The sequence below is a fragment of the Rhizobium albus genome, assembly GCA_030160035.1.
Taxonomy (GTDB): Bacteria; Pseudomonadota; Alphaproteobacteria; order Rhizobiales; family Rhizobiaceae; genus Georhizobium; species Georhizobium albus.
On sequence record BSNO01000001.1, the window covers coordinates 1,209,950 to 1,236,118 of the forward strand.

General features: G+C 61.9%; 28 protein-coding genes. 17 read left to right on the plus strand and 11 right to left on the minus strand.

Annotated elements, in window-relative coordinates; genetic code table 11:
• Window positions 1-3 precede the first annotated feature (3 nt).
• The 5 genes from QQL76_RS05755 to QQL76_RS05775 all read right to left on the minus strand — a co-directional run bounded on the left by QQL76_RS05755 (window position 4) and on the right by QQL76_RS05775 (window position 4,486).
• Window positions 4-1,032: a zinc-binding dehydrogenase gene (locus tag QQL76_RS05755; RefSeq protein ID WP_499206756.1), complete on the minus strand. Its 1,029-nt coding sequence runs from the start codon at window positions 1,030-1,032 to the stop codon at window positions 4-6.
• A gap of 60 nt (window positions 1,033-1,092) precedes the next feature.
• On the minus strand, window positions 1,093-2,373 hold the full coding sequence (locus QQL76_RS05760; RefSeq protein WP_499206757.1) for a beta-ketoacyl-ACP synthase II: 1,281 nt from the start codon (window positions 2,371-2,373) through the stop codon (window positions 1,093-1,095).
• Window positions 2,370-3,569 carry a beta-ketoacyl-ACP synthase II gene (locus QQL76_RS05765; RefSeq protein WP_499206758.1) on the minus strand — a complete coding sequence of 400 codons (1,200 nt, stop codon included), beginning with the start codon at window positions 3,567-3,569 and terminating at the stop codon, window positions 2,370-2,372. The genes QQL76_RS05760 and QQL76_RS05765 overlap by 4 nt, the downstream gene beginning before the upstream one ends.
• Entirely contained in the window at window positions 3,566-4,069 is a 504-nt protein-coding gene (locus QQL76_RS05770) for a 3-hydroxyacyl-ACP dehydratase FabZ family protein (protein WP_499206759.1), read from the minus strand. The genes QQL76_RS05765 and QQL76_RS05770 overlap by 4 nt, the downstream gene beginning before the upstream one ends.
• Window positions 4,070-4,201: 132 nt before the next feature.
• Complete coding sequence (locus tag QQL76_RS05775; RefSeq protein WP_126009739.1) at window positions 4,202-4,486, minus strand: acyl carrier protein; 285 nt, start codon at window positions 4,484-4,486, stop codon at window positions 4,202-4,204.
• Between the two features lie 190 nt (window positions 4,487-4,676).
• Here QQL76_RS05775 and ade point away from each other — a divergent pair, with 190 nt between their 5' ends.
• From ade to QQL76_RS05800, 5 genes are all read left to right on the plus strand, one after another.
• Window positions 4,677-6,467, plus strand: coding sequence for an adenine deaminase (gene ade / locus QQL76_RS05780; protein WP_499206760.1), 1,791 nt, complete (start codon window positions 4,677-4,679; stop codon window positions 6,465-6,467).
• Between the two features lie 88 nt (window positions 6,468-6,555).
• Window positions 6,556-7,971, plus strand: coding sequence for an NADP(+)-dependent, decarboxylating phosphogluconate dehydrogenase (gnd, locus tag QQL76_RS05785; protein WP_499206761.1), 1,416 nt, complete (start codon window positions 6,556-6,558; stop codon window positions 7,969-7,971).
• A 249-nt stretch (window positions 7,972-8,220) separates the two neighbouring features.
• On the plus strand, window positions 8,221-9,579 hold the full coding sequence (locus tag QQL76_RS05790) for an NAD(P)-dependent oxidoreductase (RefSeq protein ID WP_499206762.1): 1,359 nt from the start codon (window positions 8,221-8,223) through the stop codon (window positions 9,577-9,579).
• Between the two features lie 15 nt (window positions 9,580-9,594).
• Window positions 9,595-10,908, plus strand: coding sequence for an NAD-dependent dihydropyrimidine dehydrogenase subunit PreA (preA, locus tag QQL76_RS05795; RefSeq protein WP_499206763.1), 1,314 nt, complete (start codon window positions 9,595-9,597; stop codon window positions 10,906-10,908).
• 129 nt (window positions 10,909-11,037) lie between these two features.
• Entirely contained in the window at window positions 11,038-12,003 is a 966-nt protein-coding gene (locus tag QQL76_RS05800) for a DMT family transporter (protein WP_499206764.1), read from the plus strand.
• On the opposite strand, the gene QQL76_RS05805 is transcribed toward QQL76_RS05800, so the two are convergent.
• Both QQL76_RS05805 and QQL76_RS05810 read right to left on the minus strand, forming a co-directional pair.
• Window positions 12,000-12,308, minus strand: coding sequence for an EthD domain-containing protein (locus QQL76_RS05805; protein ID WP_499206765.1), 309 nt, complete (start codon window positions 12,306-12,308; stop codon window positions 12,000-12,002). The genes QQL76_RS05800 and QQL76_RS05805 overlap by 4 nt on opposite strands.
• 82 nt (window positions 12,309-12,390) lie before the next feature.
• Window positions 12,391-13,068 carry a TetR family transcriptional regulator C-terminal domain-containing protein gene (locus QQL76_RS05810; RefSeq protein ID WP_499206766.1) on the minus strand — a complete coding sequence of 226 codons (678 nt, stop codon included), beginning with the start codon at window positions 13,066-13,068 and terminating at the stop codon, window positions 12,391-12,393.
• 298 nt (window positions 13,069-13,366) lie between these two features.
• Here QQL76_RS05810 and aptA point away from each other — a divergent pair, with 298 nt between their 5' ends.
• The 10 genes from aptA to QQL76_RS05860 all read left to right on the plus strand — a co-directional run bounded on the left by aptA (window position 13,367) and on the right by QQL76_RS05860 (window position 22,452).
• Window positions 13,367-14,692 carry an omega-aminotransferase AptA gene (aptA, locus tag QQL76_RS05815; RefSeq protein ID WP_499206767.1) on the plus strand — a complete coding sequence of 442 codons (1,326 nt, stop codon included), beginning with the start codon at window positions 13,367-13,369 and terminating at the stop codon, window positions 14,690-14,692.
• Window positions 14,693-14,744: 52 nt separating this feature from the next.
• Entirely contained in the window at window positions 14,745-15,992 is a 1,248-nt protein-coding gene (locus QQL76_RS05820; protein ID WP_499206768.1) for a Zn-dependent hydrolase, read from the plus strand.
• A gap of 4 nt (window positions 15,993-15,996) precedes the next feature.
• On the plus strand, window positions 15,997-16,509 hold the full coding sequence (locus QQL76_RS05825; protein WP_499206769.1) for an endonuclease domain-containing protein: 513 nt from the start codon (window positions 15,997-15,999) through the stop codon (window positions 16,507-16,509).
• 44 nt (window positions 16,510-16,553) lie between these two features.
• Entirely contained in the window at window positions 16,554-18,011 is a 1,458-nt protein-coding gene (gene hydA / locus QQL76_RS05830; RefSeq protein ID WP_499206770.1) for a dihydropyrimidinase, read from the plus strand.
• 11 nt (window positions 18,012-18,022) lie between these two features.
• Window positions 18,023-18,847, plus strand: coding sequence for an ABC transporter ATP-binding protein (locus QQL76_RS05835; RefSeq protein WP_404864491.1), 825 nt, complete (start codon window positions 18,023-18,025; stop codon window positions 18,845-18,847).
• Between the two features lie 12 nt (window positions 18,848-18,859).
• Entirely contained in the window at window positions 18,860-19,762 is a 903-nt protein-coding gene (locus QQL76_RS05840) for an ABC transporter permease (protein WP_499206771.1), read from the plus strand.
• A complete protein-coding gene (locus QQL76_RS05845; protein WP_499206772.1) occupies window positions 19,759-20,634 on the plus strand; it encodes an ABC transporter permease in 876 nt (291 codons plus the stop codon). Before QQL76_RS05840 ends, QQL76_RS05845 begins: the two co-directional genes overlap by 4 nt.
• Before the next feature lie 13 nt (window positions 20,635-20,647).
• A complete protein-coding gene (locus tag QQL76_RS05850) occupies window positions 20,648-21,634 on the plus strand; it encodes an ABC transporter substrate-binding protein (protein ID WP_126009753.1) in 987 nt (328 codons plus the stop codon).
• A gap of 116 nt (window positions 21,635-21,750) precedes the next feature.
• A complete protein-coding gene (locus QQL76_RS05855; RefSeq protein ID WP_126009754.1) occupies window positions 21,751-22,071 on the plus strand; it encodes a hypothetical protein in 321 nt (106 codons plus the stop codon).
• A 132-nt stretch (window positions 22,072-22,203) separates the two neighbouring features.
• A complete protein-coding gene (locus QQL76_RS05860) occupies window positions 22,204-22,452 on the plus strand; it encodes a YMGG-like glycine zipper-containing protein (protein WP_499206773.1) in 249 nt (82 codons plus the stop codon).
• Window positions 22,453-22,549: 97 nt separating this feature from the next.
• On the opposite strand, the gene QQL76_RS05865 is transcribed toward QQL76_RS05860, so the two are convergent.
• Complete coding sequence (locus QQL76_RS05865; protein WP_499206774.1) at window positions 22,550-23,326, minus strand: Crp/Fnr family transcriptional regulator; 777 nt, start codon at window positions 23,324-23,326, stop codon at window positions 22,550-22,552.
• A 302-nt stretch (window positions 23,327-23,628) separates the two neighbouring features.
• On the opposite strand from QQL76_RS05865, the gene QQL76_RS05870 reads away from it, so the two are divergent.
• The gene (locus tag QQL76_RS05870) at window positions 23,629-23,991 is read left to right on the plus strand and encodes a response regulator (RefSeq protein ID WP_199864584.1); all 363 of its coding nucleotides are present in this window, start codon (window positions 23,629-23,631) and stop codon (window positions 23,989-23,991) included.
• 43 nt (window positions 23,992-24,034) lie between these two features.
• Here the strand turns inward: QQL76_RS05870 and QQL76_RS05875 are convergent, their stop codons facing one another.
• Window positions 24,035-24,607: a sigma-70 family RNA polymerase sigma factor gene (locus QQL76_RS05875; RefSeq protein WP_126009758.1), complete on the minus strand. Its 573-nt coding sequence runs from the start codon at window positions 24,605-24,607 to the stop codon at window positions 24,035-24,037.
• Window positions 24,600-24,791, minus strand: coding sequence for a NepR family anti-sigma factor (locus QQL76_RS05880; protein WP_126009759.1), 192 nt, complete (start codon window positions 24,789-24,791; stop codon window positions 24,600-24,602). The genes QQL76_RS05875 and QQL76_RS05880 overlap by 8 nt, the downstream gene beginning before the upstream one ends.
• Window positions 24,792-24,949: 158 nt before the next feature.
• On the opposite strand from QQL76_RS05880, the gene QQL76_RS05885 reads away from it, so the two are divergent.
• The gene (locus tag QQL76_RS05885) at window positions 24,950-25,747 is read left to right on the plus strand and encodes a response regulator (protein ID WP_499206775.1); all 798 of its coding nucleotides are present in this window, start codon (window positions 24,950-24,952) and stop codon (window positions 25,745-25,747) included.
• A gap of 151 nt (window positions 25,748-25,898) precedes the next feature.
• On the opposite strand, the gene QQL76_RS05890 is transcribed toward QQL76_RS05885, so the two are convergent.
• Window positions 25,899-26,096, minus strand: coding sequence for a CsbD family protein (locus QQL76_RS05890; RefSeq protein WP_499206776.1), 198 nt, complete (start codon window positions 26,094-26,096; stop codon window positions 25,899-25,901).
• Between the last annotated feature and the right edge of the window lie 73 nt (window positions 26,097-26,169).

Consider the following 26,169-nt stretch of genomic DNA (forward strand, 5'->3'; position numbering starts at 1 on the left):
CCGTCAATCGATCTTCAGGATGATCTTGCCGAAGACCTGCCGGCCTTCCATACGCTGCAAGGCCGTGTCGAGATCGTCAAAGCCAACTTCCGTGTCGATGACGGGATGCGCGATGCCGCGCGCCATCTTCTCCATGGCGTCTGCCATGTTCTCCATGCGGCAGCCGAAGGACCCGATGATGCGCAGTTGCTGCTGAAAGACGTGCATGAGGTTGATCGATGTCGAAACGCCCGAGGTCGAGCCGCAGGTGACGAGGCGGCCGCCGCGCTTCAGGCAGAGCATGGAGCCGGCCCAGGTGTCGGCGCCCACATGCTCGAACACGACGTCGACGCCCTTCTTCTTCGTGAGCTTGCGCACCACGCCTTCGAAGCGGTCTTCGCGGTAGTTGATGACGTGATCGGCGCCGAGCGCCTTCGCCTTCTCGATCTTGTCGTCCGATCCGACCGTCGTGATCACGGTGCAGCCCATCTTCTTGGCAAGCTGGATTGCCGCCGTGCCGATGCCGGAGCCGCCGGCATGGACAAGGATCGTTTCGCCGGGCTCAAGCTTGGCGTTGTCGAAGAGCATGTGCTCGACCGTGCCGAAAGTGACGGGGCTGAGTGCCGCAGCCACCGCATCGACGCCGGGCGGGGCAGGGACGAGCAGGCGAGCGGGAAGATTGACCTTTTCCTGCGCAAAGCCATCCAGGTGGAAGCCGTGCACGCCGGACACGTTTTCGCAGAGATTGTCCCGGCCTGCGCGGCAATGGCGGCAAAGGCCACAGGTACGCGCACCATAGATCGCGACGATCTGGCCCGGCTGCAAATGGCCGACGCCGGGGCCGACCGTTTCCACTTCGCCGGCGGCTTCCGCGCCGATGACGAGCGGCATCTTGCGCTTGGCAAAGGCCATGCCGCGCCAGCCCCAGACATCGATGTGGTTCAGCGCGACGGCGCGGATGCGCACGGTCACTTCGCCGTGGGTCGGCGGCAGCGGCGGTGCGATGTCGGCGATTTCGAGCTTGCGGTCTTCGATGAGCTGGAGGGCACGCATGCGGGTCTACCTTCGCCTTTTAAGGCGCCTGTTCGGTCTTTCGGATGATTGGCCGGTCAGTTAGGCCGGTTCTGCTGTCATGACAAGACAGGCGTTCTGCCCGCCAAAGCCGAAGGAGTTCGACAGAACGCTGGTGACGGCCTTGTCGCGCTTGATATTCGGCACGACGTCTAGAGCGATCGCCGGGTCCGGATTGTCGTGATTGATGGTGGGCGGCAGCGTGCCGTTCGCTATCGTCAGCAGCGAGAATACCGCTTCGATGGCACCAGCCGCCGTGAGCGTATGGCCGATCATCGATTTATTCGACGAGACCGGCACGTTCGGCAGGTGGTCGCCGAAGACCGACGAGATCGCCAGATATTCCATCTTGTCGTTTTCGGGCGTCGAGGTGCCATGGGCGTTCACATAACCGATCTGGCTCGCGTCGAGCCCGGCATCGGCCATGGCTTCACGGATCGTCGCGATCGCCGGCCCGCCATCGGGTGAAGAGCGGGTGCGGTGGAAATGATCGGCCTTCTCGCCGCAGCCCGCCACGATGCCGAGCACGCGCGCGCCCCGGGCAACCGCGCTTTCCAGCGATTCAAGCACCAGCGTTGCCGCACCTTCCGCCAGCACAAAGCCGTCGCGGTCCTTGGTGAAAGGCTTCGACGCCTTTTCCGGAGGATCGTTTTGGGTCGACAGCGCCGAGAGGAGCGAGAAGCGCACAAGAGATTCTGCCGAAACCGACCCGTCCGTCGCAACCGTCAGTGCGCGATCGGTGCGGCTCTGGCGGATCGCCTCGACGCCGAGCTGGATCGCCGTTGCGCCAGAAGCGCAGGCGGTGGAGAGTGTAACCGGCAGGCCGCGCGTACCGAACTTGTCGGCGAGCCGCTCGGAGATCGTGCCGAAAAGGACGGCCTGGTGCAGATCGGGGTCAGCGCGCTCGCGCAGCACGGCGTTGAAGCGCTCATAGGCGTTGCCTTCGGCCTCGATCGCGCGTGCCATGTCGGCATAACCGAATCGGGTCGACCATTCGGCTTCGATCGGTGGTGCCGCCAGGAAGAGCGGCCCGCCGAATTCGCCGGACAAGCCTGCTTCGGCGAGTGCTTCCTCGGTCGCTTCACGCGCCATGGCGAAGGAAATCTCGGTCGCGTTGATCAGCGGCACGTTGACGAATTCGACGGTTCCCGCGATTTTCGTCGACAATCCGTCGGTCGGGAAGCGCGAGATCGGGTGGATGCCCGACACGCCGCCTGAAAGCTTCTGCCAATTGTCGGCCTTGCCGCGTCCGAGTGAGGACACGATGCCCATGCCGGTGACGGCAACGATCGGCCGGCCCTTGTGATCGCGATAGGATGTCATGCCTTGCCTCCGACGCGGGAGAGACGAGCGACGCCTTCGCCGCGCACATAGCCAACCGTGGTGACGAGCGCCGTGTCGATCGGCTTGTCGAGCGCCTTGTCGTCGGCCTCGAACGGCGCGATCGCGCCATCTGCCTTCAACGCGAGCGCTGCGAGGCCGAGGCCAATTGGGAACTGGGCTTCCAGCGCGTGGCCAACGACGTTGGCATAGCGCCGCAGGATTGCATCGGGGAAGCTGTTGCGCCAGACCGACGCTTCGCGCTCGGTAATGCCGACGAGGCCGCTTGCGCCCGAAACGATGAGATCAGGTGTCGCCGCGCCGTCCATCATGCGTTGCAAACGGCGTTCGAGCCCCTCGTCATCGCGCGAGCCACGGTCCCCTTCGACAGCCTCGATTTCCGCGTAGATCGTTGCACCGCGGGCAGTTGCTCGTTCCCGCGATTCCAGCACCAGGAAGCAGGCTGCCGAACCGAGCACGATGCCGCCGCCGGCCTGATTGGAGCGCGCGGCAAGCGGCTGCCAGTCGCCCTGCGCCAGCGCCTGGATGCCTTCGAACACGAAGTGCATGTCGGGACGTTCCGCCACATGTCCGCCACCGACCAGCGCGTGGGTGGATTGGCCCGCCCGGATCCGCGCGAACGCCGTTTCGACGGCCGAGATGCCGGCAGCCTCTTCGCCCATGAAGGTGCGGGACGAGCCCGTGACCTTGTGGACGATCGAGATGTTCCCGGCCATCAGGTTCGACAGCTGCGCCAGGAACAGTGTTGGGCGCAATTCCGTCATCAGCTTCTCGTTGAGAAGCCGTTCGCGGTCGTTGTGGTTCGCCGCCTCGTCGATGATCAGCGTGTCGACGGTCAGATCACGCTCGCCGCCACCGGCCGCGACGATCATGTCCATCGACGCCGTCGCTTCCGCGTCGTCCTTCAGCCCGGCATCTTCGAGCGCCAGACCCGCCGTAAAGACGCCGAGACGCTGCCAGTCGTCCATCTGGCGCTGGTCGCCGCGCTTCGGAATCTGCGCCGACCAGTCGATTTCAGGCAGCGGGTGCACGGAATAGGGCGCATAGCGCGCATTGTCGACGACCGGTTTCGGCGATGTGGTGCCGGCGAGCAGTGCTTCATGCGCCGAGCGGCCGACGCCGAGACTTGTAACGATACCGATGCCTGTGATCACGACCCGTTGCGGCGTAGTGTTCATGTGGCGTCTCCAGAGACTGTGCGTCCGGCGCGATCCACTTTGATGGCGTCCATCAAGCCGATATCGAGCGCGCGCTTCTTCACTTCGGCAGCGAGAACCGCATTATCGGCGGGCAGGATGCGCAGCTTCAGTTCGCAATCGGCGATGCGCTTTCCTTCGCGTTCGATCATGCCCTTCATCACGGCAAAGCCAGAGCCTTCGTGCACCAGCGTTGCTGCGACCGACAGCGGCGTGTTGGGATCGACGAAGGTGCGGAGCTTCGCCTTGTCCACGGATACGAGGAAAGGCATCGATTCGAAGTTTGTTTTGGCCAGGATGAGATAGCCGGACGCCTGCGCCATGGTTTCGATCAGGAGCACGCCCGGCACGAGCGGCAGGCCTGGAAAATGGCCCTCGAAGACAGGACTCTTCTCGGGCGTGGTGGAGCGGGCAGCGAGCTTGCCGCCTTCGAGATCGACCGTTTCGACGCGATCGATCATCTGGAAATATTCAAGAAGCATCCCGGCTCCGCCCATTCGAGGCGCTAGCGCGTTTCCAGGTGGATTGGATTCCGGCTCACCGCCAGGAAACGCGTCAAATCAAAAACTTGGAGTCATTGAGCGATTCGAAGAAAAGCGAAATCACTCCAGGGTTCAGCTTGCGGCCTTGGCGGCGCGCAGCTCGTCGATCTTGGCGCAGAGGTTCTTCAGCACGAAGTATTCTTCGGTGGAAACCTGGCCGTCATTCACTTCCTGGGTCCACTTTTCGAGCGGGATCTTGATGCCGAATTCCTTGTCGATCGCAAAGACGATGTCGAGGAAGTCGAGGCTGTCGATGCCCAGATCGTCGATCGTGTGGCTTTCGGGCGTGATCTTGTCGCGGTCGATTTCGCTGGTTTCCGCGATGATGTCGGCGACTTTGTCGAAGGTGGCGGACACGAAGAATTCCTCATCTGATGCCATTTTGCGGAGGAGCTATAGGGAAAAGCCGACGGATTGCCAATGGCCGCCGGGGCCTTTCACGGGCAGCGACAGGATCGCCGTGCTGCGTGTTTACGTGCACATGCGAACTGGCGTATCGCTTGCTTCAAGCGACGATGAAGACGTGTCAGCCGGAAGGACAGCTCCCATGACGATCAAGACTTGGCCTGAAGCCGCCCGCCGCCTGATCGGCGTGGCCGCCGGTCGCGAACCTGCCGACACGGTGATCCGCAACGGCCGGTGGGTGAATGTCCATTCGGGCGAAATCATAGAGGCGACGGATATCGCGATCGCCGAGGGGCGATTCGCCTATTGTGGCCCCGATGCCTTGGCGATGATCGGCCCCGACACGCGGGTGATCGATGCCGACGGGCGCTATCTGGTGCCCGGGCTTTGCGATGCGCACATGCACGTGGAATCGGGCATGCTGACGGTCGGTGAATTCGTGCGGGCCGTTCTGCCGCACGGCACGACCTCGATGTTCATCGATCCGCACGAGATCGCCAACGTTCTCGGTCTTGCCGGCGTGAAGCTGATGCATGACGAGGCGGTGCTCCAGCCGATCAACGTCTATGTCCAGATGCCGTCCTGCGCACCGTCGGCACCTGGGCTCGAAACCACGGGCTTCGAGATTACACCGGATGACGTGGCGCACGCGATGGCCTGGCCGCAGATCATCGGGCTCGGCGAGATGATGAACTTTCCGGGCGTTGCCAATGCCGACCCGAAGATGCTTGGCGAGATCGCCGCGACGCAGAATGCCGGCAAGACGGTCGGCGGCCACTATGCCTCGCCCGATCTCGGTTCCGCCTTCCACGCTTATGTGGCCGGCGGCCCGGCCGACGATCACGAGGGGACGCGGGAAGAGGACGCGATCGCACGTGTGCGCCAGGGCATGCGCGCGATGCTCCGGCTCGGATCGGCCTGGTACGACGTGAAGAGCCAGATCACGGCCGTGACCGAAAAGGGGCTCGATGCCTCCAATTTCATCCTGTGCACCGACGACAGCCATTCCGGAACGCTGGTCAATGACGGGCACATGAACCGGGTCGTGCGCCACGCCATCGAATGCGGTGCATCGCCGATGCAGGCAATCCAGATGGCGACGATCAACACGGCGCGTCATTTCGGTCTGGAGCGTGAGCTCGGCTCGATCACGCCTGGCCGACGCGCCGACCTGATCCTCACCTCCGACCTTGAAACGCTGCCTGTGGAACTGGTGCTGGCCCGCGGCGTGGTTGCTGCCGAAAAGGGTATCTGCACGGTCGAGCGCGTGGCGTTCGAATACCCGGACACAGCACGCGATACGGTCAAGCTCGGCCGTGCGCTGGTATCGGTCGATTTCGACATTCATGCGCCGAAGGGCTCGGACATCGTTACCGCCAATGTCATCGGCATGGTCGAGAACCAGGCGCCGACGCGGGCGCTACAGGTCGAGTTGCCGGTGCGTGACGGTCTTGTTCGCGGCGACCGCGACCGCGATGTCTGCCAGATCGCGCTTGTCGAGCGCCACCGCGCGACCGGCGGCGTCGTCAACGGCTTCGTCTCCGGTTTCGGCTACAAGGGCGCTTGCGCCGTTGCCTCCACGGTGGCCCATGACAGCCACCACATGATCGTCGTCGGCACGTCGAAGGAGAACATGGCGGAAGCGGCCAACCGGCTGGCGGCAGTCGGCGGCGGCATCTGCGTCTTCAAGGACGGCAAGGAAATAGCGCTCGTCGAACTGCCGATCGCCGGCCTGATGTCGGACGAGCCCGCAGAGATCGTGGCCGAGAAAGCGCAGCGCATGGTCGATGCCATGGCCGAATGCGGCTGCACGCTGAACAATGCCTATATGCAGCATTCGCTGCTGGCGCTTGTCGTCATCCCCGAGCTGCGCATTTCCGATCTGGGTCTGGTCGACGTGCGCAAATTCGAGTTCGTGGAACTGTTCGCCTGAGCTTGTTCTTCATCACAGATGCATGAGCGGGGTTGCGATCCGGCCGTCTAAATCCATTTAGATGGTCGGATTTCAATGGATCGAAGACATGCCTCAAGCAGAAATCGGCCTGATCGGCCTTGGCGTGATGGGCAGCAATCTCGCGCTCAACATCGCTGAAAACGCCAGCACCATCGCAGTCGCCAACCGCACGACCGAAAAGGTCGATGCCTTCCATGCCGAAGCCGGAGCGCTCAAAGACCGGATCGTGCCCTGCCACTCGCTGGAAGCTCTTGTCGGCGCCATCCGTGCACCGCGGCCGATCATCATCATGACGAAGGCAGGGGCGGCGGTCGACGAGCAGATCGCAGCGCTGCGGCCGCTGCTGGAAGCGGGCGACATCATCATCGATGCCGGCAATGCCAACTTCCACGATACGGTGCGTCGGTCGAAGGAACTGGAAGATACCGGCCTTACCTTTATCGGCATGGGTGTGTCCGGCGGTGAGGAGGGTGCCCGTTACGGTCCCTCGATTATGGTCGGTGGCACGGCAGAGGCCTATCGGCGCGTCGAGCCCATGCTGAAGGCGATCGCTGCCCGTTTCGAAGGCGAGCCTTGCGTCGCCCATCTCGGAGCCGACGGCGCCGGCCATTTCGTCAAGACGATTCACAATGGCATCGAATATGCCGACATGCAGATGATCGCCGAGATCTACGGCATCATGCGCGATGGTCTCGGCATGGCCCCGGCCGAGATGGCCGACATCTTTGCACGCTGGAACGAGGGACCGCTCAATTCCTACCTGATCGAGGTGACGGCGAAGGCACTCGCGGCCAAGGACGTGGAGACAGGCGGCGCGCTCGTCGACCAGATCCTCGACAGTGCGGGCCAGAAGGGTACGGGACGCTGGGCGGCGATCGAGGCGCAGATGATCGGCGTTGCCGCAACCACGATCGAATCGGCGGTGGCTGCGCGCATTCTGTCGGCCATGAAGGCGGAGCGCGAAGCGGCCGAACAGGTCTTCGGTCTAATCGAACCGCTCGATGCGTCGATCGACCGGGTGGCTATCATCGACCAGCTCGAGCAGGCTTTGCTTGCAGCGAAGATCGCGGCCTATGCGCAAGGGTTCGCGGTGATGGCTGGCGCAACTGCCGATCACGGCTGGGACCTGCCGCTCGCAACCATCGCGCGGATCTGGCGTGCGGGCTGCATCATCCGATCACAATTCCTTGACGAGATCGCAGCCACTTTCGAGGCCGAGAGCGGGACGGCCAATCTTCTCGTCACGCCGCGGTTCTCGGCGATGATGAGGGACGCGTCCGCCGGCCTGCGCAAGATCGTCGCTCTATCGGCGACCTCCGGTATACCGACACCGGCGCTTTCTGCGGCGCTCGCCTATTTCGATACCTATCGGCAGGCACGCGGTACGGCCAACCTCATCCAGGCGCAGCGCGATTTTTTTGGGGCGCACGGCTTCGAACGGCTGGACGGATCGGGCCCGCACCACGGGCAATGGAACGCCTGACGGGCAGGTAGATCACATAACCAGCCTACACTGAACGGAGCCTCTCAAGGGCTCCGTTTTCGTTTGCGGGAACACGGCGCGAAGAATTTTTTGATCGGATGATAAAAAAATTGACGCCTTAAATTTTTCCGCTCATTCTCACTGCAATAAGAAGACGCCGGATCGGCAGACCCACAAAAAATCGGCACGCATCGGGGTGGGACCGGGCGGCTGACCGAGGGCGCGACCGGCTGAACCCGAGGTGGAACAATGACGATTTCCGTGCCAGCCGCACGGGACGTGAAGCCTGGCCGGCTCGCGCCCGAGGAGTATTCGACGAATTTCTCCGACCTGCATCCGCCGCTCGATCGCCACGAGGCGTTCGTAGAGGCCGATCGTTGCTATTTCTGCTACGATGCGCCGTGCATGAATGCGTGTCCGACCTCGATCGACATTCCGCTCTTCATCCGTCAGATCGCCGCCGACAACCCGACGGGCGCGGCCAAGACTATTCTCAAATCCAACATCATGGGCGGCATGTGCGCCCGCGTCTGTCCGACCGAGACGCTGTGCGAAGAGGTCTGCGTGCGCGAAGTGGCGGAAGGCAAGCCGGTCAAGATCGGTCAGTTGCAGCGCTACGCGACTGACTATCTGATGGAGACCGCTGCGACGCACCCGTTCACGCGGGCCGAACCGACGGGCAAGCGGGTCGCGGTCGTCGGCGCCGGTCCGGCCGGTCTGTCCTGCGCCCATCGTCTTGCCGCGCTCGGCCATGACGTGACGGTGTTCGATGCCCGCGAAAAGGCCGGCGGCCTCAACGAATACGGGATCGCTGCCTATAAGTCGGTTGACGGCTTCGCTCAGGCGGAACTGGACTTCATCCTCGGCATCGGCGGCATCGAAATCAAGGCTTCGACGGCGCTTGGCCGCGACATCGCTCTTTCGGATCTGACGGCCGATTTCGATGCGGTCTTCCTCGGAATGGGCCTGCCGGGCGTGAACGATCTCGGTCTCGACGGTGAGGATGCCGAAGGCTCAATCGATGCGGTCGATTATATCGCCAAGCTCCGCCAGACGGACGATCTTGCATCGCTGCCGGTTGGTCGCCGCGTCGTCGTCATCGGCGGCGGCATGACGGCGATCGATGTTGCGACGCAGGTCAAGCTGCTCGGCGCGGAAGACGTGACGATCTGCTACCGCCGCGGCCAGGAGGCGATGAATGCGTCCGAATACGAGCAGGAAGTCGCCAAGACCGCAGGCGTCACGATCCGTCACTGGCTGAAGCCGAAGTCGCTCCTGCGCGGCGAGGGCGGCGCGATCGTCGGTATCGAACTGGAATACACCGCGCAGCCGAACGGTCAGCTCATCGGTACCGGCGAAACGATGATCCTGCCGGCCGACCAGGTCTTCAAGGCAATCGGCCAGACCTTCGATGCCGGTCCGCTCGCCGGCACGGCCATCCGACTCGAAAAGGGCCGCATCCTGACCGATGAGAAGCGGCGTACATCGCTCGCCAAGGTCTGGGCCGGTGGCGACTGCATCTTCGGCGGCGAGGACCTGACGGTCGTCTCCGTCGAAGACGGCAAGATCGCCGCCATGGACATCCACGCCGCCTTGATGGGCGCTTGAGAAAGGGACGAGACAATGGCTGATCTTTCCACCAATTTTCTCGGCATCAAGTCGCCCAATCCGTTCTGGCTGGCTTCGGCGCCGCCGACCGACAAGGCCTACAATGTCGAGCGCGCCTTCGAAGCCGGGTGGGGCGGGGTCGTCTGGAAGACGCTCGGCTCGGAAGGGCCTCCGGTCGTCAACGTCAACGGCCCGCGCTATGGCGCGATCTGGGGTCCGGACCGGCGCCTGCTCGGCCTGAACAATATCGAGCTCATCACCGACCGCGACCTTGAGACGAATTTGCGCGAGATCGCCGAGGTCAAGCGGCGCTGGCCGGACCGCGCGATGATCGCCTCGATCATGGTTCCCTGCGAGGAAGCCGAGTGGAAGGCGATCCTGCCGCGCGTCGAGGATACGGGCGCCGACGGGATCGAACTCAATTTCGGCTGCCCGCACGGCATGAGCGAGCGCGGCATGGGTGCGGCCGTCGGGCAGGTGCCGGAATACATCCAGATGGTCGCCGAGTGGTGCAAGATGTATTCGCGCCTGCCGGTCATCGTGAAGCTGACGCCGAACATTACGGATATCCGCTATCCGGCCCGTGCGGCAAAGCGCGGTGGTGCGGATGCGGTCTCGCTGATCAACACCATCTCGTCGATCACGTCGGTCAATCTCGACACCTTCTCGCCCGAACCATCCATCGACGGCAAGGGATCGCATGGCGGCTATTGCGGCCCGGCGGTAAAGCCGATTGCGCTCAACATGGTAGCGGAAATCGCGCGGGATGGCGAAACGCGCGGGCTGCCCATCTCGGGCATCGGTGGCGTCACGACCTGGCGCGATGCGGCCGAGTTCATCGCGCTCGGCTGCGGCACCGTGCAGGTCTGCACGGCAGCCATGACCTACGGCTTCAAGATCGTTCAGGAAATGATCGACGGTCTTTCCGACTGGATGGACGAGAGGGGCTACCGCACGATCTCGGACTTCCAGGGCATGGCGGTGCCGAACGTCACGGACTGGCAGTATCTCAACCTCAACTACGTGACCAAGGCACGTATCGATCAGGATCTCTGCATCAAGTGTGGCCGCTGCCACATCGCCTGCGAGGACACGTCGCATCAGGCCATCACGTCGATGGTCGATGGCGTTCGCCACTTCGAGGTGATGGACGACGAGTGCGTCGGCTGCAATCTCTGCGTCAATGTCTGCCCGGTGGAAGACTGCATCACGATGGAGCAGCTCGTTGCCGGCGCCGATCCGCGGACCGGCCGTCCGATCGACCCGAACTACGCCAACTGGACGCAGCACCCGAACAACCCGATGGCCGTCAAGGAAGCTGCCGAGTAAGCAGACGCGTCGTTCTCCTTCAAAAAGACTTTCGAGCCCCGGTGTGACCGCCGGGGCTCTCTTCGTTTTGCCACACGCATAGCTGCTGACGATCTGGCATCGCTTCACGAAGCCGGGTAGGGATCAGCCATGCGCACAGATGTTCAGCAGGCCTCGATCTCCGACAGTCCGGTTCGGCCGGCAACCACCAGCTACGCCATTGGGCGGGAGAAGCTTTTCGGGCATCTCGCGATGGTCGGTTTCGCGCTGATCGTCGCGATATCGTTCTCGCTCGGCTCGCGGGCGGCGCCGCACATCGGGCCGGTGGCTCTCAATGCCATACGGTTCGCCATCGGCGTCGCGATCATGGCGGTGGCGGCGGCAGTCCTTCTGCGTGGCACGCCGCACCGGCTCTTGTCCGTGCCGCGCGCGCCATGGCGCTACCTGGTGCTGGGCGCCCTGATGGCGATCTATTTCGTCACCATGTTCATTTCGCTCGGCCTGACGAGCCCGGTATCGAGCGGCGCCGTCTTCACGCTCATCCCGTTCATGAGCGCCGGCTTCGGCTTCCTGCTGCTCGGCCAGAAGGCAAGTCCCGTCGTGCTCATCAGCCTGCTGGTCGCCGGCGCCGGTGCCGTATGGGTGATCTTTGGCGGAAGGCTCGACGCGCTGCTCGGTTTCCAGATCGGCACTGGAGAGGCGATCTTCTTCATCGGCTGCGTCGCACACGCGATCTACGCGCCGCTCGTCAAGAAGTTCAATCGAGGCGAGCCCATTGTCTACTTCACGTTCTGGACGCTCTTTGGCACGGCACTTTGCATCATCGTCTATGGCGCAGGCGAGATCGCGCGCACCGACTGGGCAAATTTGCCCGGCATCGTCTGGCTGACGGTCGTCTATCTCGCGATCTTCGCGACGGGGGTGAGTTTCTTCCTGCTTCAATACGCGTCGATGCGTCTGCCCGTCTCGAAAGTGTTCGGCTATTCCTACCTGATTCCAAGCATCATCATCGTGCTGGAAGGCTTGTCCGGGGCAGGGTGGACGACGTTGAGCGTGCTTGCCGGCGCGCTCGTAACCGTGCTTGGGCTCGTGGTGCTCGTGGTCGCAGCCGATTAGACTTTTTCGTCGTCGAAGAAGATGAGATCAACGCCGGCGTCGGCAAAATTGGCGAGGTCGGCCGCCGTTGCCTGGCCCTGCGCGGACTGCAGTCCCTCGTTGATCGCCGAGAGCGACTCGAACGACAGCATCGCGATCAGGTAGTAGGGCGCTTGCCCTTCGGGCGTCGCGATCGACGAGGTGCTGATCTCGTAGTTTGTCAGGCCTGGAATGGTCTTCGCGAGCGGAATATGCGTATCGCGATAATAGGCATCGAATTTTTCGGTATCGGCGGGCTGTTTGTAGAGCGCGATGAGCTTGGCCATGGTCGGATCCTCCCCGGGGTGCGCACGCACTCTTGCAGCGGTCGGCAGCCAGAACAATGGCGACCTTGGTGCGGGTCCGTCTTCAGGATCTCGGGCGAATGCCGTTCAGGAGAATCGTCAGCACCGCCTGCGCGGTTTGCTCATGGTGGCCCGGTTGGTCGACCTGATGGCCGAGCACGGCGCGGATCTGCACGTCGAAATCCGCGTAGTGCTGCGTCATTGCCCAGATGCTGAAGATCAAATGATAGGGATCGACCGGCGCAAGCCGGCCTTCGCTGGTCCAGCGCGAGAGCACCGCAGCCTTTTCGCGCACCAGCTTCTTCAGATGGGTTTGGAGAAAATGCCCGATGCGCGGTGCGCCGTGCAGGATCTCGTTGGCGAAGAGCCGTGACGCCTCGGGCTTGCGGGCCGACATTTCGAGCTTCAGCGTAATGTAGCGGCGCAGTTCTTCGATCGGATCGCCGTCGGGATCGATCGCCTCGAAGGGATCGAGCCATTCCTCGAGCGTTTTTTCCAGCACGGTGACGTAGATGTCGTCCTTGCGCGGGAAATAATAGAGGAGGTTCGGCTTCGACATACCGGCTTTTTCCGCGATCTGATCGATCGTCGATCCGCGGAAGCCGTAGGTGGAGAAGATGTCCAGCGCCGCATCGATGATGAGGCCGCGGTTGATCGCCTGGATGCGCGTGCGCTTCTCAGCCGGCTGCTGGTCTTCCGACAGCCGCGACTTGCGCGATTTCGGCTTCGCACGAACGTCCATTGCCACTCCCCCGAGCCGTCCGAAAGCCTGTCGACCAGCGCCGATCTCTGTCCGCATCACATGCCTCGGGCGCATGCCAGGAGACGCGTCTGTGGCTCAAGCGGCGGCTTGCAGAAATCGGGCTTGACCGGCCTATGCTGCTCTTCTAGCGTACATTTTGACCAATCAGTCAAGTTTTTGAAGGTCTTCGCAAAGAAAGACCTCCGCTTGCGCGGGACGGGCGGATTGGCCAGGGGATCAACATTTCAAGGCATGGCGGCAGGCGCACAGCCGCGTCCATGCGGGAGGCATGCCGCTAATGGCCAGCGCACCTGTGAGAACCAACAATCTTGAAGCCTTCTGGATGCCGTTTACGGCAAACCGGCAGTTCAAGCAGGCGCCGCGCATGTTCGTGTCGGCCGACCGGATGCATTACACCACATCCGACGGCCGCCAGGTGCTCGACGGCACGGCTGGTCTCTGGTGCTGCAATGCCGGTCACAACCGCCCGAAGATCGTGGAGGCCATTCGCCAGCAGGCGGGTGAGCTCGATTATGCACCCGCGTTTCAGATGGGCCACCCTAAGGCATTCGAGCTTGCCTCGCGTCTCACTCAAATCACGCCGGAAGGCTTCGACCACGTATTCTTCACCAATTCGGGTTCGGAGTCGGTCGATACCGCGCTGAAGATCGCGATTGCCTATCAGCGCGCCAAAGGGCAGGGCTCACGCTTCCGCCTGATCGGGCGCGAGCGCGGTTATCACGGCGTCAATTTCGGCGGCATCTCCGTCGGCGGCATCGTCACCAATCGCAAGATGTTCGGAACGCTGCTCACCGGCGTCGACCACATGCGCCACACGCATGATCTCGACCGCAACGCTTACACGGTCGGCGAGCCGGAGCATGGCGCGGAACTGGCCGACGACCTGCTGCGCATCGCGACCCTGCATGATCCCTCGACCATCGCTGCCGTCATCGTCGAGCCGGTGGCCGGTTCCACCGGCGTGCTCGTCCCGCCGAAGGGTTACCTCAAGAAACTGCGTGAAATCTGCGATCAGCACGGCATTCTTCTGATCTTTGATGAAGTCATCACCGGGTACGGCCGGCTCGGCACTCCGTTCGCCGCCGACTATTTCGGCGTGACACCGGACATCATGGTGACGGCGAAGGGGCTGACCAACGGTGTCATTCCGATGGGCGCGGTGTTCGTGAAGAAGGACATCTATGATGCCTTCATGACCGGGCCGGAGCACCTGATCGAGTTCTTCCACGGCTATACCTATTCGGGCAATCCGATCGCGTCTGCCGCGGCACTCGGCACGCTCGACACCTATCAGGAAGAGGGCTTGCTCACGCGGGCTGCCGAACTCGCACCCTATTGGGCCGATGCGCTCCATTCGCTGAAAGGCCTGCCGCATGTCATCGACCTGCGCTCGATCGGCCTGATCGGGGCTATCGAGTTGGAGCCCATCGCCGGGCTGCCGACGAAGCGCGCCTTCTCGGCGTTCCTCAAGGCCTATGATGCGGGCCTGCTCATCCGCACGACCGGTGACATCATCGCGCTGTCACCGCCGCTCATCATCGAGAAAAGCCAGATCGACTTCATCTTCGACACGCTGAAGGACATTCTGGCGTCGCTGGACTGACGGCGCCCGCCGATATCGACCCGCTTTATCTTGCATACTGAAAGGACTGGCCATGGCACTTGCTGGAAACATGCGCGTCGACGGCGATCGCCTGTGGAACAGCCTGATGGACATGGCCAAGGTCGGCCCTGGGCTGCGCGGCGGCAACAACCGCCAGACCCTGACCGACGAGGATGGCGAGGGACGGCACCTCTTCAAGCGCTGGTGCGACGAGGCGGGCCTCACCATGGGCGTGGACGAGATGGGCAACATGTTCCATCGCCGCGAAGGCACCGATCCGGACGCGCTTCCGGTCTATGTGGGCAGCCACCTCGACACGCAGCCGACCGGCGGCAAATATGATGGTGTGCTGGGCGTCCTCGGCGGGCTCGAAGTCATCCGCACGCTGAACGACCTCGACATCAAGACCAGGCATCCGATCGTCGTCACCAACTGGACGAACGAGGAGGGCACGCGCTTTGCCCCCGCGATGCTCGCCTCCGGTGTCTTTGCCGGGATCCACGACCTCGACTGGGCACTTTCGCGCACAGACGCCAAGGGCTCGAAGTTCGGCGACGAACTGGAGCGCATCGGCTGGAAGGGTGAAGAGTCGATCGGTCAACGCAAGATGAAGGCGTTCTTCGAACTGCACATCGAGCAGGGCCCGATTCTCGAAAAGGAAGGCAAGGACATCGGCGTCGTCACCCATGGTCAGGGCCTGTGGTGGCTGCAGATCACGCTGACGGGGAAGGACGCTCATACCGGTTCGACGCCGATGCCGATGCGACGGAATGCCGGCCTCGGCATGGCGCGCATCACTGAGCTCGTGCACACCATCGCCATGGATCACCAGCCGAACGCCGTCGGTGCGATCGGCCACTGCGAAGTGTTTCCGAATTCCCGCAACGTCATCCCCGGCAAGGTCGTCTTCACCGTCGATTTCCGTTCGCCCGACCAGGCGACGCTCGATGCGATGAAGGCACGATTGGAGGCAGAGGCGCCGAAAATTGCGGCAGAGCTTGGCCTTGGCATCGACATCGAAGCGGTCGGCCATTTCGATCCCGTCACCTTCGATGCCGGTTGCGTTTCCGCCATACGCAGCGCTGCCGAACGTCTCGGTTACAGCCACCGCGACATCGTATCGGGCGCCGGTCACGACGCCTGCTGGATCAACCGCGTCGCGCCAACCGCGATGGTCATGTGCCCCTGCGTCGACGGCCTCAGCCACAACGAAGACGAAGAGATTACAAAAGAATGGGCGAAAGCCGGCGCCGACGTGCTTTTCCACGCGGTCGTGGAGACTGCGGAGATCGTGGAGTAACGCGATGCACGGCCCCTCACCCGACCTGCGCTTTGCTTCGGCCACCCTCTCCCCCGAGGGGAGAGGAGGGGCTTCGCGTCCTGGGCGCCGTGATGGTGCAACGACAACGGCCAGGCGGCTTCGCGCCGATGAGACCGAGGCGGAATATCGGCTTTGGGGTGAGTTGCGGAACCGGCAGCTGAACTGCCACAAATTCGTGCGGCAAATGCCAATCGGCCCGTATTTTGCAGACTTCGTTTGTCGAGCAAAACGACTTGTCGTCGAACTGGACGGTTTTCAGCACGCTGGCTCCGCACATGACGTTCTGCGCACGAACTGGCTCAATGCTGAAGGATACTCTGTTCTGCGGTTCTGGAACCATGAGGTCCTCCAAGAACGACGAGCTGTTCTTGAGACCATATTGGCGGTGTTGGAGCGGCAAATCGTGGTGGCGAGTTCGGAGCTTCGTTTCTCACCGGCGGCTCAGCGCGCTGCCTCCTCTCCCCTTGGGGAGAGGTCGACGCGCAGCGGCGGGTGAGGGGGCGGCGCCGCAGATACGAAGAGATTTGAAGGGGAATATTCATGTCCACCAAAGTCATCAAGAACGGCACGGTCGTCACCGCCGATCTCACCTATGAAGCCGATGTGCTGATCGAGAACGGGGTGATTGCGAAGATCGGGGCCAACCTCTCGGGCGACGAGGTGCTGGACGCGACGGGGTGCTATGTGATGCCGGGCGGCATCGACCCACACACGCATCTCGAAATGCCCTTCATGGGCACCTATTCGTCCGATGATTTCGAGACCGGCACCCGGGCGGCTCTGTCGGGCGGCACGACGATGGTCGTCGATTTCTGCCTGCCGGCGCCGGGGCAGTCGCTGCTCGAGGCGCTGCAGGCCTGGGACAACAAATCGACGAAGGCGATGTGCGACTACTCGTTCCACATGGCGGTCACCTGGTGGGGCGAGCAGGTCTTCAACGAGATGGAGACGGTCGTTCGCGAGAAGGGCATCAACACCTTCAAGCACTTCATGGCCTACAAGGGCGCTCTCATGGTCAATGACGATGAGATGTACGCCTCGTTCCAGCGCTGCGCCGAGCTCGGCGCACTGCCGCTCGTTCACGCCGAGAACGGCGATGTCGTCGCCTCGCTTCAGCAGAAATTGCTCGCAGAAGGCAATAACGGGCCGGAAGCCCATGCCTATTCCCGCCCGCCGCAGGTGGAAGGCGAGGCGGCCAACCGGGCGATCATGATCGCCGACATGGCGGGTGTTCCGCTCTACATCGTGCACGTCTCCTGCGAAGAGGCGCATGAGGCGATCCGTCGTGCGCGCCAGCTCGGCAAGCGTGTCTATGGCGAGCCGCTCGTCCAGCATCTCGTCCTGGATGAAACCGAATATCAGCATCCGGATTGGGATCATGCGGCGCGGCGCGTCATGTCGCCGCCGTTCCGGTCCAAACAGCATCAGGACAGCCTGTGGGCTGGTCTTGCCGCCGGGTCTTTGCAGGTGGTCGCGACGGACCATTGCGCGTTCACGACCGAGCAGAAGCGCTATGGGGTCGGCGATTTCACCAAGATCCCGAATGGCACGGGCGGGCTTGAAGACCGCTTGCCGGTGCTTTGGAGCAAGGGTGTCGCGACAGGCCGGTTGACGATGAACGAATTCGTGGCCGTCACCTCCACCAACATCGCCAAGATCATGAACATGTACCCCAAGAAGGGCGCGATCCTCGTCGGCGCCGATGCCGATATCCTCGTGCTCGATCCCAAGGCGAACAAGACGATCGCTGCCGATACCCAGGCCTCTGCGATCGACTACAACGTGTTCGAGGGTGTCGAAGTCACCGGCCTGCCACGCTTCGTGCTGACGCGCGGCCATGTCGCGGTGCGCGACGGCAATTTCGAAGGACGGATGGGTCACGGGCAGTTCGTGGCGCGCAAGCCCGACCAGCCGGTCAACCGCGCGCTTTCCACCTGGAAGGAACTGACCGCACCACGCAAGGTCGAACGCACCGGCATTCCGGCGAGCGGGGTCTGATGAACGTGGCAATGCCCGGACACACGACAGTGAAGAGCGATCCAGTGCCGGCGAACTTCGGCAAGCCGGTCATCGAAGCGCGCGACCTCGATCTCACCTTCCAGACCGGCGACGGGCCGGTCCATGCCCTGTCGAAGATCAACCTCACGGTCCGGCAAGGTGAGTTCGTGTCCTTCATCGGGCCGTCCGGCTGTGGCAAAACCACGCTTCTGCGCGTCATCGCCGATCTGGAACAGCCGACCGGCGGCGCCATCTCCGTCAACGGTCTCAGCCCGGAAGCCGCACGCAAGGCGCGGGCCTACGGCTACGTCTTCCAGGCGCCGGCACTCTACCCCTGGCGCACGATCGGCAAGAACATCGCGCTGCCGCTCGAGGTCATGGGCTTCAGTGCGGCCGAGCGGCAGACGCGCATCCGCGACAATCTCGCGCTGGTCGATCTCGCCGGCTTCGAAAACAAATTTCCCTGGCAGCTGTCCGGCGGCATGCAGCAGCGTGCGTCGATCGCGCGTGCGCTGTCCTTCGATCCCGACATGCTGCTGATGGACGAGCCGTTCGGCGCACTGGACGAGATCGTGCGCGATCATCTGAACGAACAACTGCTGAAGCTCTGGGCGAAGACGCAAAAGACCGTCGTCTTCGTCACGCACTCGATCCCGGAGGCCGTTTTCCTGTCGACGAAGATCGTGGTGATGAGCCCGAGGCCGGGCCGGATCCACGAAGTGATCGATTGCGACCTTGGCACCGATCGTCCGCTGGAAATCCGCGAGACGCCGGAGTTTCTCGCCATCGCCGCCCGCGTCCGCGATGGGCTAAGGGCAGGGCACAGCTATGATTGAGCGTTGCGTGCAATGACGGCTGTTACCGCCCCCCGCCGCCGCTTGACCGAAGGCCGCGCCGTGCCGGTGGCGACAATGGTGCTTGCCATCCTCGTCATCTGGTATGCCTGCACCATCTGGCTCAATGCCCGGTGGCAGCTGCAGGTGTTCGACCGGGCAGGGCAGGCCGATTGGACCATCTGGCAGTTCGTCGCCGGTACATTCGCGCAGGATCGGCCGGTTCTGCCGGCGCCGCATCAGGTTCTGGTCGAACTGTGGAATTCGGTGGCGATGCAGGATGTCACCTCGCGCCGCAGCCTCGTCTACCATGCCTGGATCACGTTGTCGGCGACGCTTCTCGGCTTCGTCATGGGCACGGTGCTCGGGATCGCGCTGGCCGTTCTGATCGTGCACAACCGCGCGGTCGACAGATCATTGATGCCGTGGCTGATCGCATCGCAGACAATCCCGATCCTTGCGATCGCGCCGATGATCGTCGTCGTGCTCGCATCGATCGGTCTGACTGGACTCGTGCCGAAATCGCTGATCTCCACCTATCTTTCATTCTTCCCGGTCGTCGTCGGCATGGTGAAGGGCTTCCGCAGCCCCGATGCGCTGCAGCTCGATCTCATGCGCACATATCATTCCTCGCGTGGCCAGGTGTTTGGCAAGCTGCGCTGGCCAAGCGCCATGCCCTACCTCTTCACCTCGATGAAGGTCGGCGTGGCGGCAAGTCTCGTCGGGGCGATCGTCGGCGAATTGCCGACGGGTGCTGCGGGCGGTCTCGGTTCGCGCTTGCTCGCTGGGAGCTACTACGGCCAGACCACGCAGATCTGGGCGGCACTCTTCATGGCAGCAGCACTTTCTGCGACGCTGATTTTCGTGATCGGCCTCGTCGAGCGCATCGTGCTGAAGCGCATGGGAGTGCGTCCATGAACGCAGGCTGGATCGTATTCGCGCTTGTCGTGTGGCTGGGCTGCTGGGCGGCCAACGAATATCTCGTGCGGGTCGAAACGCGACAGGCCGGGACACGCCGCGCGATCAACCTGGTCGTGCCGATCCTCTTCGGCGTCTCGCTGCTTGCTTTGTGGGAAGGCCTGGTACGGGGGTTCAACGTGCCGCCGGTTCTCCTGCCACCGCCAAGCGCGATCTGGGCGCAGATCACCAGTTCCGTGCCGACGCTGTGGGCTGATTTCCGCCAGACCTTCCTTAAATCGGTTCTCATCGGCTACGCCATTGGCTGCGCCGCAGGCCTGGTGGTTGCCATTGCGATCGATCGTTCGCCGTTTCTGAAGCGTGGCCTGCTACCGATCGGCAGCTTCGTCTCGGCGCTACCGCTCGTCGGCATCGCGCCGATCATGGTCATGTGGTTCGGCTTCGACTGGCAGTCGAAGGCAGCCGTCGTGGTGGTCATGACGTTCTTCCCGATGCTGGTGAACACCGTCGCCGGACTGGCCGCCGCGAACGCGATGGAACGCGACCTGATGCACACTTATGCGGCGAGCTACTGGCAGGGGCTTTTCAAGTTGCGTCTGCCGGCCGCCTGGCCGTTCATCTTCAACGCGCTGAAGATCAACTCGACGCTGGCGCTGATTGGCGCGATCGTGGCGGAATTCTTCGGCACGCCGATCGTCGGCATGGGCTTCCGCATATCGTCCGCCATCGGGCGCCTGCAGGTGGATATGGTTTGGGCCGAGATCGCGGTTGCCGCGCTTGCCGGCTCGCTCTTTTACGGGTTGATCGCGCTCATCGAGAAGCGCGTCACCTTCTGGCATCCGTCGGTCCGTGGTGGGCGGACGGGACAATAAGGGGAATGGCACAATGAAGAAACTTCTCGCCTCCACGCTACTCGCCGGCCTGATGATGACGGGCGCCCATGCCCAGGATCTCGAGCCGCTGACCTTCCAGCTGAAATGGGTCAATCAGGGCCAGTTCGCCGGCTATCTGGTTGCCAAGGATCTTGGCTATTACGAAGAGGAAGGCCTCGACGTGACGATCAACCCGGGTGGCCCGGATATCGCGCCCGAGCAGGTAATCGCCGGCGGTGGCGCCGACGTGATCACGACTTGGATGGCGGCAGCCCTCGCTGCGCGCGAGCGCGGCGTGGCACTGGTGAACATCGCCCAGCCATTCCAGGGCTCGGCACTGCAGCTGGTCTGCTCCGAGGAAAGTGGTGTCGAAACCACCGAAGACTTCCCGGGCAAGACGCTTGGTGTCTGGTTCTTCGGCAATGAGTATCCATTCTATGCCTGGATGGCGAAGCTTGGCTATTCCACGGAAGGTGGCGACGAGGGCGTCGAAGTGCTGCGGCAGGCTTTCTCCGCAGACCCGCTGCTGCAGGGCCAGGCCGACTGCATCTCCACCATGCGCTACAACGAGTACAAGCAGATCCTCGATGCCGGCATTCCGGAAGACAGCCTGACCGTCTTCAACTTCCTCGATGAAGGCGTCGGCATGCTGGAAGACGGCATCTATGTGCTCGAGGAAGATCTCGCCGACGAAGCCTTCGTCGACAAGATGGTGCGCTTCGTCCGCGCTTCCATGCGCGGCTGGGAACATGCCAAGGAAAACCCGCAGGAGGCCGCCGAGATCGTTCTGGAGAACGACATGTCCGGCGCGCTCACGCTTGAAAGCCAGGTCTACCAGGTCGAAGAAGCGGCTGCGCTCGTGGGCGACAGTGCAGCACTGGACGAGGCTGCCTATGAGCAGACGGTTCAGACGCTGCTGAACGCGGTTTCGCCAGACAATCCGGCCATCACAGCAGAACCGGAAGGCGCGTTCTCGACCGTCGTCACCGACCAGCTCTAAAAGACGAGCGCCTGCATATGGGCGCTTGACATCGGTTTGATTTCTGTTCAGCCGGCGGAACCAAGTCCCGCCGGCTGCATTTTTCCATCGAAACGATCCCATGAGAGGACGGACCGATGGAACATATTGCAGCAATTATGGTGCTTATCGGATGTGGTCACGGCGACATCGAATGCCGCGAACTCTCAGCGCCGACCGTCGGTTATGAAACGGTCCAGATGTGCGAACAGGACATGGAGCCAGTGCTGCGCAGCATCAGCAACGATCACCCGGTCGTCTATGGTCAGTGTGCAGTCGTCGATCCTGCCGATTTCGAACAGGACGCGATCGTAGCCTGGGACTTCAACACCAGCGGCGAGCTTCTGGTCGATGTAGTAGCAGGCGATTCGCTCTATGCGTCGAGTGACGTTGCACTGACGAAGACATCGCGTCAGTAAGCACGGAACCATTCGACGACTTTCGCGTTTCGGGTGCGATGCTAGGCGACGGAGGGGAGTGTGGGCTCCCGGTCTTGCAATCGGTCACCTGCGGAAATCTCCGCTCCAGTTTCGGTTATTGGGAACAAAATCATGAAAAAAACACTCGCAGTCGCCCTTCTCGCCCTCCCGCTCGCAGCATGCACGCAGACGCAGCAGGGCGCTGTGGTCGGTGGCGTCGGTGGCGCGGCAATCGGCGCAGCAGTCGGTGGCACTGATGGTGCTCTGATCGGCGGCGCCGCAGGCGCAGTCGGTGGCGCGTTGATCGGTCGCGCGTCCGAAAACAGCAGCCAGTGCATATACGAAGATCGTTATGGTCGCCGGTACACAGCTGCTTGCTGATATCGATTTTAGATCACGTTCAAGCGCGCCGCAGAAATGCGGCGCGCTTTTTTTGTACGCTTATGCTCCCAAGTAAGTGAGGGCCCTGCTGCCGATCTCAACGAGAAAGTGCGCTTGCTACGAGCCGGCTCGCCTGGAAGTTCTCCAGGAAACGCTCGTCGAAATCCGCATATTCGATCGACCGGGCAGGGTCGGGAAACCCCACGATGCCGTTGTTCATCGACAGCAGGCCTTCGCGTTGAAGCTTGCGCAGGTTTTTGTTGGTGTGAACCAGCGACAGACCCATCGTGTCGGAGATCTGCTCCTGCGTCATCATCAGCTTGAAGCCGTCTTCATCAGCCTCGCCAATGCTACGCAAGCGGCACCAAAGCTCCAGCATGAAATGCAATATCCGCTGGCTTGCGGGTCGGGCGCCGAGCGAGACATTGTGCTCGCTGAGAATGTTAAAGTTGCGGACCGACATCCAGTCCAGACCCGAGGCGAGAACCGGGTATCTCTGATAGACCTCAAGCAGCCGGATCGGCTCGATCACGGCGGTTTCGAGTTCGGTTAGCGCTGCCACCGAATAGGACGCGCGCCTTTGGAAATTGATGTGAAGGCCGATGAAGTCTCCGGGCAGCGCCACACCAATGATCTGGCGGCGTCCGGCCTTGGTGATCTTGTACTTGATGGCCCAGCCGCGGCGCACCAGGAAGCAGACGCGGAAATCGTCTCCATCCACCACCAGATCCTCGCCGCGTTGATATGCCACACGGTTGATCTGAAGTTGTTCGAAGAAGTCGACTTCCTCTTCGTTCAAGAGAACGGTGTTGGCAAGCCGATGGACAGCCGCGCTCATGGCGGCTGAAGTCGCACTCTTGATGGTCGTCGCCATTCTTAAACCGCTAATGCCCAAACCCGGCGGCACACCCCGTGCCCCTACCAAGCACACTGATAGCATGTGCCTGGCTTCCGATCACACTTCTTTTGTAGCAGAAAGCCCCAAGCTTCGTGTTGCCGCTTCGCGCATGTGTGCAACTGCGAAATTCGTGTTCCTCAAGACCAGATGCCCAATTGCGTCGGCAATTGCTATGTCATAAGTAAAAGACCGGGGAAGGGGCGGCACGTTACATCGGTGACGATTTCCAGTTAATAGGTTCTTCATAAATGAATTTGCCCCCGGAAGGTGGCGGTCCCTTGTCCAATTTGTCTGCTCTCATACTGGAAGACGCGTTTCTCATCGCGTATGAGGCGGAGCAGGCATTGCTGGAATTGGGTGCCAACAGCGTCGTGATCTTTCAGGATCTGGTCGAGGCGATCGAAGCCATCAACCGGTCCGACCGCTTCGATCTGGCCGTTTTGGACCTGTCGTTGTCGGATGGAAATTCGATCGAATTCGCGAAGACGATCAAGGCGCGCGGCATTCCGTTCGTCTTCACCTCGGGCTACGCCAAGCCGGAAGAGGTCGCGACCGAATTTCCGGACGTACCTTATCTTGAGAAGCCCTATCATTTCGACAGGCTCAAGCAGGTCATCCAAGATCTTCTGAAGAATCGGTAGGGGGGGGAGGGATCAGCCGGATCGTTCGACCCGGCTGACTACGTTACATGTTCGATCGGCTCGAGCCGGTCATGATCTGACGCGTGACAGCGTCAGGACCGAATTCGTCTTCGGCTTCGACGCTCATCAACTCGGCAAGGCGCGTGCGCGCACGGCTGACACGGCTCTTGATCGTGCCGATGGCGCAATTGCAGATTTCCGCCGCTTCTTCGTAGGAAAAGCCCGAACCACCCACGAGGATGATCGCTTCCTTCTGGTCGGCCGGCAGCAGCTCAAGTGCCTTGCGAAAGTCCTGCAGATCGAGGTGACCCATCTGTTCGGGATGCCCGGCCATGCGCGCGGCATGGATGCCGTCGGCGTCGGAAACTTCACGGCCTTTCTTGCGCATCTGCGTATAGAACTCGTTGCGCAGAATGGTGAAGAGCCAGGCCTTGAGATTGGTGCCGCGTTCGAAGCTGGATTGCTTCGCCCACGCCTTCATCAGCGTTTCCTGAACGAGGTCATCCGCTCTGTCGGCCGAGCCGATCAGCGACATTGCAAACGCGCGCAGGTTGGGAACGACGGCCAGAAGATCCTTTCGGAACGCCGACAGGTCGGCGGGATCAGGCTCACCCATTCGAGCGATCCTTTTCTGCACGCTCCAGGCTGGCGAGCAGGTCCATGAATTTATCGGGGACAGGTTCTTGCGCGACTTCGTCGTACATCGACTTCAGGCGCTTACCGATTTGTGATGACGAGAGATCATCCAGCGGCCGCTGCGACGCTGCGCCACCCGATCCCTCACTCTTCGTAGAATTCATATGCAATGGTATCCTTTCCGACCCCTACTCGCAGCCGTGCAACGCAGCTTGTTGAAAATTGTTCCGCCCTATAGGGAACTTTTTTTGACATTCGATTGTTTATCACCCGGCGACGCACATTCGACTTTCCACAGCGCGCCCATTCGAGGGAGTTCCATATGTCTTTAGCTGCCGAGCTTGCTCCGCACCTTCCATTCTTGCGGCGCTTTGCACGCTCGCTCACCGGTTCCCAGAGCAGCGGCGACGCTTATGTCACTGCAGTGCTCGAGGCGCTGATTGCCGATGTCGATCTGTTTCCCCGCGGTCACGACGCGAAGATCGGCCTCTATAAAACTTTTGCGACGATCTGGAAGTCCATCGAGGTCAATGTCACCCCGCATTCCGGTCTCGGCGGCATGGAAAAGAGCGACCATAACCTTCAGATGATCGCGCCGCTGCCGCGCCAGGCATTTCTTCTCGTCGCGGTCGAAGGCTTCTCGAAGTCCGAGGGTGCCGAAATCCTTTCAATGTCCGAAGACGATTTCTCTGAACTCCTCGTTCAGGCCTCGCGTGACATCGCCCAGCAGGTTGCCACCGATGTCATGATCATCGAGGACGAGCCGCTGATCGCGATGGACATCGAAAACCTCGTCATCGACCTCGGCCATTCGGTCACTGGCATTGCGCGCACACACTCGGAAGCCAACGCACTCTTCGCAAAGAAGAAGCCGGGCATCATCCTGTCGGATATCCAGCTTGCCGACGGCAGTTCCGGCATCGATGCCGTGAACGACATTCTCAAAGAAACCGACGTTCCGGTGATCTTCATCACGGCTTATCCAGAGCAGCTTCTGACGGGCAAGCGGCCAGAGCCGGCGTTCCTTGTCACCAAGCCGTTCCAGCCCGACATGGTTCGCGCACTCATCAGCCAGGCATTGTTTTTCAATCGTCAGTCGGACAAGAAGTCCGCAGCCTGACACGTTCTGGATAGGTTCCGGATTGCCAAAGCCCGATGCGGTCGTCGATCGCATCGGGCTTTTTCCTATTCCCGCATCAACTTCTGCGGCAAAACAAAAACGCCGCCCGTGATGACGAGCGGCGTTCGCACTGGCCTAAGCCTAATGACTGCTAGTGGCGGGAGCGCCACTCGTCGACCTGACGCTCAGCTTCGTCCCGTTCGACGCCGTAGCGCTGCTGAATAAGGCCGGCGAGTTCCGTGCGGCTGCCCTTGGCGCGATCAAGATCGTCGTCCGTGAGCTTGCCCCACTGCTGCTGGGCCTTGCCGCGAAACTCGTTCCACTTACCTTCGATGATGTCCCAGTTCATTAGGCATCTCCTTGTTTTTCTAGAGAGAAGCCGTTGCAGCTTCTTCATCTGAAAAACGTCCCAGCGGGAATCG